Genomic DNA, 15,921 nt, shown 5'->3' with positions numbered 1-15,921 from the left:
CGCGTCATGTCGTACAGATATGCTGGCTTGATCTTTATTTTAGATGCCATTACTCATATATATTGCCCCCCGCGATGGCACGCAACTGTTCCAGATCACAGATCAGAAGCTTACGCTGCACTTTGCGAATAATATTTCGATTACACAGATCTTGAACAACTCTATTAAGATGTCTATAGCTGGTGCCCAGCATATCGGCCAGTTCGGTGAGCTTGGAAGTCTGGATCTCTTCCGAAGAAGACTCGTCCTGGCCCATTGTGGACAACAGATAGCTGGCAAATCGGCTCTCGACCGGATATAACATATTCAGACTCGACAGGTTGGAAAAAGTATACAATTTGTGCGTAACTTGACTCAGCATAAAGTGGAGAAATTTAGGGTTCTCTGCATACGAATTCTGGAGAGAGCGGTAGCTGATACCCAGCAGCAGGCTTTTGCTCACAGACTCTACCGTATTCATAGCCTCCTTGCCATTCACCAATTCCAAATCTCCCACAAGCGCAAGTGGTGTACTGAAACGAAGCAACAGAGACTTCCCGTTAGGCAAGGTGGTATAGATCTTGAGCTTGCCCTGCACGAGAAAATACAATCGCTCGGGTCGTTCACCTTTGGCACATATCATCTCGCCCTTCGCAGCCTCAAGTAGTCGCAACTCAGCGAGTGCAGGCTCGTCCAGCACCTGATCCAACCCATTCTCACGAGCGAGTTGCCGCACAAGTCCAAAGTCCATGATTTCTTTCATTCCGACTTCCCCTCCGTTGTCGTATATAACTTATGTAAAAGGACATATGTCCCATAATTAATATACATTCGTACAAATATCTTGATATAAAAATAGTTACAACTAACACTTATATCCAGTAAAACAGTTCAACTGGGAAATATTTTAAAATTTAATCATAAAATGTTCATTCTTTCATGCAAAATGCCGTTCACGAATAGCCATTTCCGTCCGATGAAAGATAGAGCATTCCATAGATCGTTAAAAATAATACATTCAAATATTGAAAGGATGGTCCTCTTCCATGAACGTTGTAGACGCCCTGCTTAAAGTAATGCCTTATATCAGCCTGATCCTTAGAGAACCAGCTAGTTTAACTGTATATGATCACGAAAAGGTATTGGAGGTTATTACCACCGACAAGTTTGACCTTGGTTTTGAAAAAGGAATGCCACTCTTGGAATCGTATCAAAACTTTGCCATCTTAAAAAACGGAAGAGAAGCTACCCTCGCTACTCTCTCTAAGGACGTTTATGGTATCGAACTGGATATTCTGAACATTCCGATCTTTGATGATCACCAGAAAGTTGTTGCTGTTTTCTGTGTATCTTACGACCAATCTAACCAGAACCAACTTGAGGATATTATACAAGAAAATCAAACCATCAATGGTAACCTCGTTGATATGGTGCAGCATGTCGCTGCTCATGCCGAAGAATTGCAAGCAACCAGTGAACAGATCTTGCAGAACACAAGACTTGCTGTTCAGAACTCTTCCCAAATCAACAAAGTAGCCGGGTTCATTCGTGAAATCTCTGAGCAAACCAACTTGCTTGGCCTGAATGCCGCTATTGAAGCCGCTCGTGTTGGTGAAGCTGGTGCCGGCTTCGGTGTGGTTGCTTCCGAAGTACGCAAACTCTCTGTGGATGCCAAACAAGCTACAAGTGATATCGATACCAGTCTGAGAGATGTACAACAGGTCATCAAACAAATGGAAGTTGAAGTCTCCCAGATTGCAGCCTCTTCACAGGAACAAGCAACGCTTGTATCCTCCTTTACGGATGTGATTGAGCAGCTTAATGAAACAGGCGAGCGAATGAAAGCTCTGTCCGAGCAACTGATTAGCTATTCGGTTAATAAATAAATTATATGTATACCCAGATGGACTTCAACTCGTGTGAAGATACATCTTATATGCAACAAACAGGACTCGGGTTGCCCATGATGGATAATCCAAGTCCTGTTTTTTTGTTATGTCCATTTGTATATAACCAACGATATTCAGATGAAATCTTAATTGGCTACATGTATTGATTTATCTCCAATAACTTCTTCTTCCGACTGCCAGCATTCCACTTCACCCGGAATGTGAATCCGGTCACGCGTAAAGACGGGGTCACGTCCTTCAGCCTTCTGTTTCTTGTAGTCCTTCAGCGCTTCAAAGGTTACCTTGGATAACATCAGGATGGCAATCAGGTTCACTACAACCATCAGCCCCATGAACAAGTCAGCCAAATCCCACACTAGCTGAACTTTGGCAACTGCGCCAAACACCACCATCGCGATGACGCAAATGCGGTATACCCACAGCCAAACTTTGTTGGATTTGATAAACTCAATGTTGGTTTCTCCGTAGTAATAATTTCCGATTAGTGTACTGAAGGCAAACAGGAATACCATAACCGCCAGGAATCCCGATGCCCATGAACCAATATGTACACTTAATGCAGCCTGAGTTAACTCAATGCCACCCAGATCGGAACCTTTGTATACCCCGGATAACAAAATAATCATGGCAGTGCTTGTACATATCACTAACGTATCTGTGAGCACGCCAAACGCCTGAATAAGTCCCTGTTTCACCGGATGTGTTGTATCCGCCGTTGCAGCAGCATTCGGGGCACTACCCATGCCTGCCTCATTGGAGAACAATCCGCGTTTCACACCGTTCATCAGTGCAGCACCCAACGTTCCGCCAGCCACTTGTTCGATGCCGAAGGCACTTTTCACAATTAACGCAATCATGGCCGGAAACTGGGTAATGTTTGCCAGCACCACAAAAGCCGCCACCCCAATGTACAATACAGCAAGCACAACGACGATGTATTCCGACGCTTTTGCAATACGTTTGACACCGCCCATAATAATTCCTGCAAATACCACAGCCATAATGATACCCACCGTTAACCGATCCGTGCCAAATGAGTTCTCAAATGCAACGGTAATCGTGTTAGACTGCACCGCATTAAAGACCAAACCAAATGAAAGCGTAATGAGAACGGCAAATAAAATCCCCATCCAGCGTTTGCCCAACCCACGTTCCATATAATACGCCGGACCCCCACGGAATCCACCTTTATCCTTCACTTTATAGATCTGGGCCAACGTACTCTCCACAAAACTGGAGGCTGACCCGATAATTGCAATGATCCACATCCAGAATATAGCACCAGGTCCCCCCAGTGCGATAGCCAGTGCAATACCGGTAATATTCCCTGTACCTACACGGGCCGCCATACTAATACAGAACGCCTGAAAAGGTGAAATTTTGCCTGGTTCCTTGCTTTTCGGCTCTAGAAGCACCTTCACCATATCTCCAATCATGCGGAATTGCATGAACCGGGTCTTGGTGGTGAAGTATATACCACATACTACCAATAGTATAATTAACACTTTGGACCATAGAAAATCATTGAAAATGCCGACAATATCTTGTATTGTTTGCTCCATCGGTATGCCCCTTTTTATGATGAATTTCAAGTACAGAGATGAGTCACGTGAAAAGTTTGTACCATTCTGCACAACACTAGCCCCAGACTTCGGGATGTTACTTATACTACAAGGGCATCTACGGAAATCGACAGATACCTACATGCAATTTATACATTTATTTTAAAAATGGGCTTTGATCGCCCAATCATTGTCATTTAACCTGACATGTCAGGTTCTATGCAAGAAGGAAAGGAACGATTACACTGGAACGAGAGTTCATGGCGGACTTAACCGCCTTTACCATAGATTTATCAATCACACCATTCGCAGAGAAAGGGAATGACTGACATGCGTTATTTTATCGTGGATGATGATCCTGGCGTTCGTTCCATGTTGATGGATATTATTGAGGATGAAGGCCTTGGCGATATTGCCGGGGAAGCTGAGGACGGAGCACATATTCACGCGGAACTGTTGGAACTGCATAAGGTGGATGTACTGCTGATTGATCTGCTGATGCCCCAACGAGACGGGATTCAGACTGTGCGAGCGCTTGAAGGAAGGTTCGAGGGCAAGATCGTCATGATCTCCCAGATCGAGTCGAAAAATATGATCGGAGAAGCCTATTCACTAGGCATTGAATATTATATTACGAAGCCGATTAACCGGTTAGAGATTCTATCTGTTCTGCGGCTGGTGAGCGAAAGGCTTCGAATGCAGCAATCCATCGCAGATATTCAGCGGACGTTGCAGGGCTTGTCCGGTTTGCATCCTAACGAGCGCACTGCTGCTCCGGTTCCGGACAAAACAATTACGACAGCAGGACACTTCCTGCTGTCTGAGATGGGCATGATCGGCGAAGCGGGCAGCAGGGATCTGCTGGACATGCTGGAATATCTGGAGCAGGTAGAGACAGATGAGCATAAGCTATCCCCCTATACGTTCCCGTCTCTCAAAGACATCTTTCAGAACGTAGCGATACGCAAGCTGGGAGAGAACGCCACACTTGCAGAGATTAACAAGGAGATCAAGGCATCGGAACAACGTGTTCGCAGGGCCATCTTCCAGACGCTGAGCCATGTGGTTTCTCTGGGATTAACAGATTATACACATCCCAAGTTCGAGAACTATGCATCCAAATTTTTCGATTTTACCGAAATTCGCAAGAAAATGCTGGAGCTGCAAAACAATGTGGAGCCTTCCTTGTCCCAGACACGCATTAATACAAAAAAGTTCGTACAGGTATTATATTTGGAAGCCAAACGATTACTGCATTAAACAGATGCATGATGGATAGGATGCAAAAACAAACGGGCATGAATATTACGCCGGTAGGATACCGCCTCTTCAACTGAGGCTGTCCATACCGGCTATATTCATGCCCGTCTGTACGATCAAGCGTTACAATCTATGTGATTTGTTCCATGTATAAAATTAAAATCGCTTTGGGTTCAGACCCGTGAATGATTTCGGCTAATTCGGTTATACTCATTAATCAATTCGTCCAATGCCATAGACTGCCGAATCACATCGGGATGCCCAAGACCACCCTTGTTATGCTCTACCAGCATATGAAGGTTATGTCTGGCCTTTTCTATTTTAATTTTCAAATCCAAACTCATAACCATGACCCCTGATACCTCCTTATTCTGTGAACCATTTTAGTTTTTCCTGTCAATCTATAGTTGGATTAACATATGGCATAGGAGACAAGGATGTTTTGTATTCTTCTCCAAATTTTGATAAAGATTATTCTATCATACAAGAGCTTATCCGAAAATGGCTGATATGACGCAATTTTAGTGGTATTATCGAGGGTTGGATTTTAGCGTCTGGCCCCATCATTCACCGCCAGAACGGATTGTGTCGTAAATGTGTATATTGAAAAAACCAAAAGTCTATTGGTTCAAAAGGTAATAAAATCCCTTTCCATAATGGGGTCATTCAGGTACAATAGGGCGATGTGTGTGTCCGGACCTGGCGGATACAAATGATGTAATTTAGAGAACGGCCAACGACGGCCATTGATCCTGATTTGATATTATTGGAGGCTTATCATCACCATGCAGACCGATTCACAGACTAAAGTCAAAATTGTTAACGCCGATCCCAGCGCAATGGGATTATTTGGGTTGGCTATCGTAACCCTGGTCGCTTCTTCCCAAAAGCTTGGCATTACAGAAGGACTTAGCTACGCTATTCCTTGGGCGATCTTCCTGGGTGCTTTTGCCCAGCTATTCGCATGTATTCAAGATTCCAAACGCAACAATACCTTTGGCACAACGGCTTTTGGCGCGTACGCATTCTTCTGGTTTGCCATGGCTGCCAACTGGATGATCAAAATGGGCGTATTTGGCTCCACTCTCGCTGATCAGGCCGATGGCAAGCAGCTCGGATTTGCTTTTGCCGGATACCTCGTATTCACCCTGTTCATGACGATCGGTGCTATTGAAGCGAATAAAGTATTGCTTATCATCTTCATTCTGATAGACTTCCTGTTCCTTGGTTTGACCTTTGACGCTTTCGGCGTAGCTCCTCACATTTTCCACACCATTGCAGCATACGCTGAAATGGCTATCGGAATTGTGTCCCTGTATGGTACAGGTGCTTCGGTACTGAACGCTCACTTCGGTTATGCGTTCTTGCCGATCGGCAAACCGTCCGGCATTTTCAAACCCAAGGCTTAATATACAGCAGTAAACCGCCAGCGCGCCGGTCCGCGCCTGGCGGTTTTTTTGCAGTCCAACTTCATTTGAATATGTATCTGACCGACACCTATACTAGGGATAATAGATCAGAAATAGACCCTGCAACACCTGAAATGAAATGTCACAGCAGCCATACTGTAAGGAGGAAAAAAGCATGAGAGAGATACCGAAACCAACGGAGATGGATCAGGTGGAGAAAAAATATGTACGCGAAACACGTTGTTTCAAGACGGCAAGGGTGTTCCCAACCGATGTCAACAATCATAATACGCTATTCGGCGGGAAGCTGATGTCCTACATCGATGATATTGCATCCATCGCCGCTTCCAAGCTATGCCGGGTCAATACCGTAACAGCCTCAACCGACTCGGTCGATTTCCTGTACCCGATTAACCCAACAGATTCGGTTACGCTGGAATCGTTCGCGTCCTGGACCGGACGCAGTTCCATGGAGATTTTTGTGAAGGTGATTCGTGAGGATCTGAAGACCGGAGAGAAGAAAATTGCAGCGACTGCATTTCTGACCTTTGTGGCCTTGGACGAAAATAATCGCAAACTGATCGTACCTCGCATTATTCCGGAGACAGAAGAAGAAAAGAAATTATACGAGACCGCTCCGGATCGGGCGGCCATGCGGAAAAGGCGGCGGGAAGAGAGCAAGAAATTCGCTGACTTCCTGACCGTTACTTATCCTTGGGAATAAAAACACGCTAAACCATAACAAGATTGAACACCAGCATTACATTATCTGGACGATGCCGGATAGATGGACACCGCTCTGCTATCCGGCAGTTCGCCACCCATGGAGACACACCACTGCTGATAGATGCGATACGCTGCACCACTCTCCAGCAACCCCTGACAAGTGTATATGCCCTCTTCGATGGAATTGACACGCCCCGCCGCGTACAAGCGGAAACCTCCATTTAACAAGACCTGATTCACAAAAGCAATATGACCATCACCGCTTAACACACTTTCCGCCACTTCAAGCTGCTTCGCAGCCGTCCAGACCAGTTCCGGCACGGGCATATCCAGTTCATAGGCTGCCGGATCAACCAATTCCAGCTTCATATCACCGTCTTCCACGGCGTATACGCGGGTTGGCCGATCAATATACAGGTCCTCAGAACCTTCCATCCCCTGTACAACATAAGCACGACGATAGTTAAACCGGGTGAGCAACTTCGCAATCCGATCCAGAAAGGTATTATGAAACACACCAAACACCAAATACGGTGAATGGTTATAATCAATCAGTTTCTCTGCTGTGTTAAACACCGTTCGAAAACCCAACTCTTCCCGTAACGGACGAAGCTTACGAAGAGGTGCGCACCAATCCTCGGAGGACACGTACATGACACCCGAACGCAATGCAGCGCTCCGGGCATCTTCCCGATCCATCTTGTGTGTATCAATACCCACTTCCTTCAAAAGTACCGACAACGTGACGCCCCACTTGGGTGGTAAAGGATCACTCCCGTGCAAAGTCACCGGCAACCCGGCCGCCGCGAGTACAAATGCAACCGGAAACGTGGCCATGAACGACTTTGTCCGTCCATCATAAGGACCCGCGCAGTCCAATCCATCCTGAAATATGGAGAAACGTTCCGCACTGTTACGACATGCATGAACAAAAGCTTCCAGTTCCTCAACGTTTTCCATTTTCATTCGTTCAGCCATGAGAAAGGCAGCCGTCTGGGCAGGAGAAACCTCCTGTTTCAGGATTTTCTCTGCAACGGTCAGTGCTTCTGTATAATTCAGATCACGCGAGCCTCGTTTCCCACGTCCGACCTCTCGGAGTATCTGAGACATATCCATGGAGAACCCTCCTTCCAATTAAGACTGGAGCAGTTGATGGGCCTTCACAATCGCTGTGGCTACATCGACCATCCGTTTGCGTTCATCCATCGCTTTCTTGCGTAACAGGTCATAGGCTTCGGCCTCCGAGATCTGCTTCAGATCACTAAGGATAGCCTTCGCCATATCAATCCACTTCCGATCCTCCAGCCTGGATTGCAACTGCTTCCGTTCCTGCTCCCACTGTTTGCGTTCCATGTAGCGCCGGGCTGCAAAGTGAAGAGTCCAATGAATCTCGGGCCCAGTCATGGATGGTGTAAGTATTCCATCAAATGAAGTTTCGACCTCGCAGGATTCTGCGGAGGAAGAGGCTGTATCTGGCGCGCACCACCAAAGCAGCGGTGAATCCGACTTCCCCTTTCCCAGGCAGTTCACCCAGTACTCCACATCATCCAGCGACAGATGCAAGATGGACGCTTCGGCCGCACGAGCTAGCTTCACCGCTTCCGCTTCACTGCCCGCCACCTGTACATGGTACCCGTTTGCTCCCAGCAGCCTCTCCGGTGTCAGAGGGATTGCATCGGATGAGGCGGCTATCGTTGGTTGAACACGGATGACCAATAAAGATCGCATGATGGATCAATCCCTCCCTATTGCGTATAATCAGAGTCCACAAAATTCAATACGTTAATACATGAAAGCAATAAACATGTTATATTACCTAACAAAATTTAAGTAGTGACGATTATGCGTCTTATTTTTAACATTAGAATGATCTTTTCATGCCTCATCATGTTGCAATAAAAAAGGGTAAAGCACTATACATGGCACCTTTTCTACAATATTTATTGTATCTAGCGCGCTAAGTTTATCTAAATCCTTCAAACTAAGAAGATATACTCGTAAAACTTCGTCGTCTATTCGATATTCCAATAAACTCATGTAAACATAATTAACTTTAAATTTCAAATACTTTTTTATGTTAACTATCTTGACATGGTTAGATCGATCTTTTATAGTTAAGCCATAACAACTCCATATTTGAATCGATCACAGTTACAACGGCGTAGCTGGTTGAAACGGCAATGAAGCCTGTTTTGCACTCTCGGAGCAAGGGATGCGTATGTATATGCGCAGTCCTCCGAGGCATAACAGGCTTTTTCGATTTTAGAGACAAGGTTTTGAGGCAGTTTGCAGAATGGACCTAAGGGGGCTAATCATAATGAGTACAACGAAAAAACTGGTGCTGGTCGGCAATGGCATGGCGGGAATCCGCACAATCGAACATATCCTTAAGCTTGCTCCACACGCTTATGAAATTACAGTCTTCGGCGCAGAGCCGCATCCCAACTACAACCGGATCATGTTATCTTCTGTACTGGCTGGCGGAACATCCATCGAAGATATCGTAATCAATGAGTGGAGCTGGTACGAAGATAACGGCATTCGGGTGTACCCGGGTGACCCGGTCGTTCAGATCGATTCCAAGCGCAAAGAAGTTGTATCTCAAAATGGTGTACGCGCAACCTATGATGAGCTGATTATGGCAACCGGTTCACAAGCGTTCATCCTCCCTCTTCCCGGCGCTAACAAGGAAGGCGTTATCGGATTCCGCGATATAAAAGACTGCGAGACCATGATGGCAGCATCACAAAAGTATCGCAAAGCTGCCGTTATTGGAGGCGGATTGCTAGGACTGGAAGCAGCGCGGGGGCTGCTCAATCTGGGCATGGATGTCACAGTCATCCATATTAACGGTCATCTGATGGACCGGAACCTGGATCTCCCGGCAGGACTGATGCTCCAGCGTGAGCTTGAAGAGCAAGGTATGAAGTTCCTTTTGAACAAACATACCGAAGAAATCACAGGCAAACATCGAGTAAAAGCCATTCGTTTCACTGATCAAACGGTACTTGAAGCGGATTTGGTTGTCATGGCTGTCGGGATTCGCCCTCAGATTGAACTGGCTCGCAATACCGGCCTCGATGTGAATCGTGGAGTCATTGTAGATGATTATATGCATACCAGCATCCCTGGTATATCTGCCGTCGGCGAATGTGCAGAACACCGCGGTATTGCTTACGGACTGGTTGCTCCATTATATGAACAAGGTATGGTGCTCGCAAAACGTCTGGCTGGTGCGGCAACCGAAGGATACGCAGGTTCGGTCACGTCCACGAAGCTCAAAGTATCTGGTGTGGACGTATTCTCTGCCGGACAATTCAAAGACGCTGCAGACACTCGCAGCATTCGCATTCAGGATGACGTTGATGGTGTGTACAAAAAGATGGTGATTAAGGATGGGCAGCTCATTGGAGCTGTATTGTTCGGGGATACCACGGATGGCGCATCGCTGTTTTCTCTCATTAAGAGTGGAGAGAACATCAGCGGTCGGGAGAAAGAAATTTTGCTCGGTGTACCTTCCGGTGGTTCAGGCTCGGGTCCATCTGTCGCAGAACGCATGGCAAGTATGCCAGATGACGAGATCGTCTGTGGGTGTAACGGTGTTACCAAAGCTTCCATCGGGGACGCTGTTCTGAATAAAGGCTGTAATACACTCGGTGCAATCAAATCCTGTACCAAAGCTTCCGCTTCTTGCGGTGGATGTAAACCGATTATCGAAAACCTGCTCACGTATTATGCCGGTGATAATGTAGGTGAACAGACCAAAGAAGGCATATGTGGTTGTACATCCTATGATCGGGATGAGATTGTTGCACAGATCAAGGAAATGGGACTCAAAAGCGTCAAGGAAGTTATGAACGTTCTCGGTTGGGATGAGCCGGAAGGCTGCTCCAAGTGTCGCCCTTCCCTCAACTATTATCTCGGTATGATCTGGCCGGCAGAATACACGGATGAGCGTGTATCCAAATTCACCAATGAACGTTATCACGCCAATATCCAGAAGGACGGTACCTACTCCGTTATTCCACGGATCTATGGTGGTGTCACTTCCCCGGCGGAATTGATCAAGATTGCAACTGTCGCAGAGAAATATGATGTGCCGTTGGTGAAATTCACGGGTGGACAACGACTGGATCTGCTCGGTGTACAGAAGGAGAACCTGCCGAAGATCTGGGAGGAACTCGATATGCCTTCCGGTTTTGGTTATGGCAAGGCGCTTCGTACAGTAAAGACTTGTGTTGGTAATACATTCTGCCGATTCGGCACACAGGATTCCATTGAGATGGGTATTCGTCTGGAGAAAAAACTCGACAAGATGGTAGCTCCAGCCAAAGTGAAACTCGCTGTCTCCGGATGCCCGCGGAACTGTGCTGAAGCGACCATCAAGGATCTCGGTGTTGTCGCCATTGATGGTGCTTGGGAGATTCATGTTGGCGGTAACGCGGGAGTCAAGGTTCGTGCAGCCGAGTTGCTCTGTACGGTGAAGACCGATGCGGAAGTGGAAGAGTGGACTTACTCTTACCTGCAATATTATAGAGAGAATGCAAAATGGAATGAGAGAACAGCGGCATGGATTGAACGGGTAGGTCTGGATCATGTGAAGGAAGCATTGGCGGATCGGGATGTACGTCTCGCTCTGGTTGAACGTCTGGAAGTTACACTGGGTCACACGGTTGATCCTTGGAAAGAAATCATTCAAGACGAGAAATTGCGTAAAAACTTCACTCCACTGTCCGGTGCCGAGCCGGTAACCCACTAGAAGAGGAGGAACAGCGATGAACAAATTCCGGATTGGACACCTTGCAGATATTGATGAAAAGGGAGCACGGACCTTCCTGATACAAGATACCGAAATTGCAGTCTTCAAACTGAGCGACGGAAGTCTGCACGCCGTCGAGAATCGCTGCCCTCACAAGGGCGGCAAGCTGTCGGAAGGCATGGTGTGCGGGACAGCGGTTCATTGTCCTTTGCATGATTGGAAGATTGATCTGCGTAACGGTAAGGTACACGAGCCGGATAAAGGCTGCTTGAATACCTACAAAACAGAAGTGGACGGCAACAGCGGAGAAATCTTCATCACAATTGCGGGTTAAAGGCTAGAGATACCCTGACATCAAGGAGGCGTGCGCTATGGATTTTGTTAAACCTGCAGAAGTGCTGCAATCGATGGTCGAAGCTGGTGAGAGCAAAGCCAGAATGAATCGGGTACAGATGCTGATCCGCGGTTTTCTGGCAGGGGCTATCCTTGCCTTTGCAACCACATTGGCATATACAGCTGTATCTCAAACTTCCGTTGGTTTGGCAGGTGCACTGATATTCCCGGCTGGATTTGTCATCATTATTCTGCTGGGTCTCGAATTGGTGACAGGAAACTTTGCGATGCTTCCACTCGCAGTGTTGAAACGCAGAATTACATGGATGGATATGCTCCGAAATTATTTCTGGGTGATCACAGGACATCTGCTCGGATGTGCATTCTATGCTCTGTTATACGGCTTGACCATTACCAAGATGGGTACGGATATGAGCAACCCTCTAATTCAAACGCTAATCCAGACCAGTGAAACCAAAACATTGGGATATCAGCACTTGGGCGGGGCTGGCATTGTACTGGTCATCATCAAAGCCATTCTATGTAACTGGATGGTCACACTCGGGGCAGTGATGGCAATGACGTCCACTTCTACACTGGGTAAAATCGTAGCGATGTGGCTGCCCATTACGATATTTTTCGCTCAGGGATTTGAGCATGCTGTGGTAAATATGTTTGTCATTCCGGCAGGCATGATGCTCGGCGCACAGGTGAGTGTCGCTGACTGGTGGCTGTGGAATCAGATCCCGGTGTTGGTGGGTAACCTCATTGGCGGAGCTATATTCACAGGTCTCGGTTTATATGCTGCCCACCACTGGGGAAATCCGGTAAAGCTCTCGTCCAAACTGGCAGCCATTCAGGGTGGTCGTTCAGGATTGGCAAGTTCTGATGCTGCACCGAAATTGGGGACACGATCATGAGCCGGGGCTTGGTTAGTATCGTTGGCGCTGGTCCTGGAGATCCGGATCTGATTACGGTAAAAGCTCTGAAACGTATTCAGTCCGCAGATGTCATTATGTATGATCGGCTTGTGAATGATCAATTGCTCGCTGAGGCTCGCGAAGGAGCACTCCGCATTTACTGCGGCAAGGCCCCCGGCCTGCACTCCATGAGTCAGGAGATGATTGGACGGATGCTGGCTGCACATGCAGCGGAAGGCAAACAAGTTGTACGACTCAAGGGTGGTGATCCGTTTATCTTTGGCCGTGGTGGTGAGGAAGCGCTTGTGCTGGCGGAAGCAGGGATTGCATTTGAGATTATTCCTGGCATCACTTCAGCTGTAGGTACATCCGCTTCATCCCTTATTCCGTTAACCCATCGCGGGGTTGCTTCATCCTTCGCATGTGTCACGGGAACTGGCAGTGACGGAAGTGTATCTTCGGTACGCTGGGACCTGCTAGCCCATAGCGTGGATACACTGGTCATCTACATGGGCATTAGCCAACTCCCCCAGATTCAACATGAATTGCTTCACCATGGCAAAAGTGGACACACCCCTGCGGCTCTAATCGAACGGGGAACCACTTCGGAGGAACGCATTATTACCGGCACAATTGCCGAACTCCATTCCCTCGCCCTGTCACATCAAGTGAATAACCCGGCATTAATTATGGTCGGAGAGTCCGTCCTGATCCGCGAAAAACTGCTTCAGATGCAACAGGCCGCTAATGCCTCCATGACCGGATAATCCGGGACTTTAATCCAACAGCATACGCTCGTGAATAGTCCGACCCTTCTGCCCTGGTTCAATCAGCAGACGGGTCGGTTTGATGTTAATCAGCGCCGTAAGTTGCTCTCCCATATAATGCGCAGAATACTTGAATCCAATCTCCGCCCAATGCATGATTACGCCTACAGTTGCAGATACCAGATAACTTAACATGATGTCGTAATTAATCGTCCACTCACTATCCTCGGTCACCAATACAAAATCTTCGGTTAGATACGTTCTAAACATATTGCACAGCCGGGAACCCATATCCGAATGCATCGTTATTAATGCACGAAAGATATCCTGATGGGCTTCAATATATTCGAATACAGGCATCGTGGATGGCAGCAACACAGTCATGTCCACTTCCTTGAGCTGTGCGTATGGTTCTGCATAAGCTCGCCCCACTCCCTGCATGAAATCATCCAGAATGAACTGCAACAACTCCGGTTTGCCGGGAAAATGTAAATAGAAGGTTCCACGGTTGTAATCCGCCCGCTCCGTAATGTCCCGAATGGTTAAAGCGTCTGCTCCCTTCTCCAATATCAAAGAAACTGCCGCAGCGATGATCGCATCCTGTGTTCTTCGTGCTCTCCGGTCCTGAGGATGTTCAATGATCAACATTCTCGCCTCCTTTGTTCATTATTGTAATATAAATAAACACCGCTTACACCTCTGTCCGATAGCTGACATATGCGCTGTCAATGATTATTGTCACATTGCTATGTATATCTTAACATTGAGACAGGAAAGATAGACGACAGGTTGAAACTTTTTTTGAGAAATACCTGCCAATAATGAATAAGGAGCGAATATATCATGAGTACAACGTATACACATACAGCCGTAATTACAGGAGCAGCCGGAGGCATTGGTAAAGAATTGGCACGCCGCCTTGCAGAGCGCAAAATCAACTTGGTTCTGGTGGACCTGAATGAAGAAGCCATTCAACAGACGATTACTGATCTGAACCTCGACAAAGAGCACGTAATCGCCGTAAAAGCGAACGTATCCCAAGAAGCAGACGTGAAAAACTATGTGCAAAAAGCATTGGATGCTTTTGGCCGAATCGATTATTTTGCCAACAATGCCGGAATTGAAGGTCCAACTGGGCTGATCGAAGACCTGAGTGTTGAAGCACTGGATACGGTCTATAACGTCAACATTCGTGGAGTATTCCTGGGTCTGCAAAATGTCATTCCGGTTATGAAAAAACAAAAATCCGGTGCGATTCTCAATACCTCTTCCCTCGCGGGTCTGATGGGTGCACCTGCTGTGTCTCCATATATTATGTCCAAACATGCCGTAGTTGGTCTCACGCGTACCGCTGCAAATGAACTCGCACCTTATAATATCCGGGTTAACGCTGTATTGCCAGGTACAATCAATACACGCATGATGCGCCAGATCGAAGCAAATTCCGGCAACGTGGAAGATTATCAATCAGCAACCGTATCTGCCATTCCAATGGGCCGTTACGGTGAACCGGAAGAAGTCGCTGCGGTAATGAACTTCCTGTTGTCCGAAGAAGCATCCTATGTAACAGCTTCCCTCTACACTGTAGATGGCGGTATGATGGGTCAATAAAAAGCTAGTCGCTCAATCTAAAAAAGGCCTCAACACCACAGTATTGTGGAGTTGAGGTCTTTTTTATAATACAACACTTGCCATGCATAAGACTGCATCTGTGAGATTTCACTTTTAGAACAGCCATTTAATCCCTCGTTGCACTCTGTCATACTCTAACGAACCTAGACACCTTATTTCGGCAAAAAGCGCTTATTTCCCGGACTAACGGATCTCAGACACGCTAATTCCGCGGAAATGCTTTAACTGCATGGGAAAGTCCTAAAATTCAGAGAATAACACGTCTCAGATTCGTTACATTCCCAAACGAGCGAGAAATACCCGTATAAGGCGTGTCAGGTTCGTTAGATTTTGCCTACGCTTAACTTAATCGACGTATCCCGCGTGACCCTTGTCCATCAAGTAGTCCATCTCAGCATCCAAAATGCTTTCCACGGTCAGCTCATCCAGCTTCACATCTTTGCGACTAAGGATGTAGTCAGCCAGATCATCGCCGTCAATATCCACATCGTTACCTTTGGCATTTTCGTGCGCCTTGTTGATGTACGCTTGCTCATGCTTCAGCACAAGAGCGATGTTCGCTTGGCTTGCCTTCGTTTTATCTGCAATATATTGCATCATTTCTTGTTCATTAATTGCGTTTGCTTCTGCCACGTTCAGTCATCTCCTTGATTCATACATACTG

Annotated in this window: 16 protein-coding genes; 9 read left to right on the top strand and 7 right to left on the bottom strand. The window is 46.9% G+C overall.

All coding sequences use genetic code 11. The features are described 5' to 3' along the window. Positions 1-49 precede the first annotated feature (49 nt). A complete protein-coding gene (locus tag J2X75_RS19165) occupies positions 50-742 on the bottom strand; it encodes a Crp/Fnr family transcriptional regulator (RefSeq protein ID WP_310339100.1) in 693 nt (230 codons plus the stop codon). A 283-nt stretch (positions 743-1,025) separates the two neighbouring features. On the opposite strand from J2X75_RS19165, the gene J2X75_RS19160 reads away from it, so the two are divergent. Then, on the top strand, positions 1,026-1,865 hold the full coding sequence (locus tag J2X75_RS19160; RefSeq protein ID WP_310339097.1) for a methyl-accepting chemotaxis protein: 840 nt from the start codon (positions 1,026-1,028) through the stop codon (positions 1,863-1,865). Between the two features lie 149 nt (positions 1,866-2,014). Here J2X75_RS19160 and J2X75_RS19155 read toward each other — a convergent pair whose 3' ends face one another. After that, positions 2,015-3,451 carry an alanine/glycine:cation symporter family protein gene (locus tag J2X75_RS19155; RefSeq protein WP_310339095.1) on the bottom strand — a complete coding sequence of 479 codons (1,437 nt, stop codon included), beginning with the start codon at positions 3,449-3,451 and terminating at the stop codon, positions 2,015-2,017. 330 nt (positions 3,452-3,781) lie between these two features. Between J2X75_RS19155 and J2X75_RS19150 the strand changes: the two genes are divergently transcribed. Continuing rightward, positions 3,782-4,711 carry a response regulator gene (locus J2X75_RS19150; RefSeq protein ID WP_307543409.1) on the top strand — a complete coding sequence of 310 codons (930 nt, stop codon included), beginning with the start codon at positions 3,782-3,784 and terminating at the stop codon, positions 4,709-4,711. 173 nt (positions 4,712-4,884) lie between these two features. Here the strand turns inward: J2X75_RS19150 and J2X75_RS19145 are convergent, their stop codons facing one another. Next, a complete protein-coding gene (locus J2X75_RS19145; protein WP_124116757.1) occupies positions 4,885-5,061 on the bottom strand; it encodes an aspartyl-phosphate phosphatase Spo0E family protein in 177 nt (58 codons plus the stop codon). A 435-nt stretch (positions 5,062-5,496) separates the two neighbouring features. On the opposite strand from J2X75_RS19145, the gene J2X75_RS19140 reads away from it, so the two are divergent. After that, positions 5,497-6,120, top strand: coding sequence for an acetate uptake transporter (locus tag J2X75_RS19140; protein ID WP_310339091.1), 624 nt, complete (start codon positions 5,497-5,499; stop codon positions 6,118-6,120). A gap of 211 nt (positions 6,121-6,331) precedes the next feature. After that, positions 6,332-6,844, top strand: a complete 513-nt coding sequence (locus tag J2X75_RS19135; RefSeq protein ID WP_124116913.1) for an acyl-CoA thioesterase — start codon at positions 6,332-6,334, stop codon at positions 6,842-6,844. 41 nt (positions 6,845-6,885) lie between these two features. Here the strand turns inward: J2X75_RS19135 and J2X75_RS19130 are convergent, their stop codons facing one another. Both J2X75_RS19130 and J2X75_RS19125 read right to left on the bottom strand, forming a co-directional pair. Continuing rightward, the gene (locus J2X75_RS19130) at positions 6,886-7,962 is read right to left on the bottom strand and encodes an anthranilate phosphoribosyltransferase (protein ID WP_310339089.1); all 1,077 of its coding nucleotides are present in this window, start codon (positions 7,960-7,962) and stop codon (positions 6,886-6,888) included. Positions 7,963-7,980: 18 nt separating this feature from the next. After that, positions 7,981-8,574, bottom strand: coding sequence for an ANTAR domain-containing response regulator (locus J2X75_RS19125; RefSeq protein WP_310339087.1), 594 nt, complete (start codon positions 8,572-8,574; stop codon positions 7,981-7,983). A 589-nt stretch (positions 8,575-9,163) separates the two neighbouring features. Between J2X75_RS19125 and nirB the strand changes: the two genes are divergently transcribed. From nirB to cobA, 4 genes are read left to right on the top strand one after another with little or no spacing between them, the layout of a single operon-like run. Continuing rightward, a complete protein-coding gene (gene nirB, locus J2X75_RS19120) occupies positions 9,164-11,605 on the top strand; it encodes a nitrite reductase large subunit NirB (RefSeq protein ID WP_310339085.1) in 2,442 nt (813 codons plus the stop codon). Between the two features lie 16 nt (positions 11,606-11,621). Then, the gene (gene nirD / locus J2X75_RS19115; RefSeq protein WP_310339082.1) at positions 11,622-11,939 is read left to right on the top strand and encodes a nitrite reductase small subunit NirD; all 318 of its coding nucleotides are present in this window, start codon (positions 11,622-11,624) and stop codon (positions 11,937-11,939) included. Positions 11,940-11,976: 37 nt separating this feature from the next. Further along, positions 11,977-12,858 carry a formate/nitrite transporter family protein gene (locus tag J2X75_RS19110; RefSeq protein ID WP_310339080.1) on the top strand — a complete coding sequence of 294 codons (882 nt, stop codon included), beginning with the start codon at positions 11,977-11,979 and terminating at the stop codon, positions 12,856-12,858. Further along, positions 12,855-13,625, top strand: a complete 771-nt coding sequence (gene cobA, locus J2X75_RS19105) for a uroporphyrinogen-III C-methyltransferase (RefSeq protein WP_310339077.1) — start codon at positions 12,855-12,857, stop codon at positions 13,623-13,625. Before J2X75_RS19110 ends, cobA begins: the two co-directional genes overlap by 4 nt. Before the next feature lie 9 nt (positions 13,626-13,634). Here the strand turns inward: cobA and J2X75_RS19100 are convergent, their stop codons facing one another. Beyond that, positions 13,635-14,273: a TetR/AcrR family transcriptional regulator gene (locus tag J2X75_RS19100; RefSeq protein WP_091012478.1), complete on the bottom strand. Its 639-nt coding sequence runs from the start codon at positions 14,271-14,273 to the stop codon at positions 13,635-13,637. Between the two features lie 195 nt (positions 14,274-14,468). Here J2X75_RS19100 and J2X75_RS19095 point away from each other — a divergent pair, with 195 nt between their 5' ends. After that, on the top strand, positions 14,469-15,236 hold the full coding sequence (locus tag J2X75_RS19095; RefSeq protein WP_091012476.1) for an SDR family NAD(P)-dependent oxidoreductase: 768 nt from the start codon (positions 14,469-14,471) through the stop codon (positions 15,234-15,236). 366 nt (positions 15,237-15,602) lie between these two features. On the opposite strand, the gene J2X75_RS19090 is transcribed toward J2X75_RS19095, so the two are convergent. After that, on the bottom strand, positions 15,603-15,857 hold the full coding sequence (locus tag J2X75_RS19090) for a hypothetical protein (protein ID WP_124116914.1): 255 nt from the start codon (positions 15,855-15,857) through the stop codon (positions 15,603-15,605). Positions 15,858-15,921: the final 64 nt, after the last annotated feature.

Origin of the sequence: Paenibacillus sp. 2003 (genome assembly GCF_031455635.1) — a bacterium.
Taxonomy (GTDB): Bacteria; Bacillota; Bacilli; order Paenibacillales; family Paenibacillaceae; genus Paenibacillus; species Paenibacillus amylolyticus_B.
This window is presented reverse-complemented; position numbering and strand designations above follow the sequence as displayed.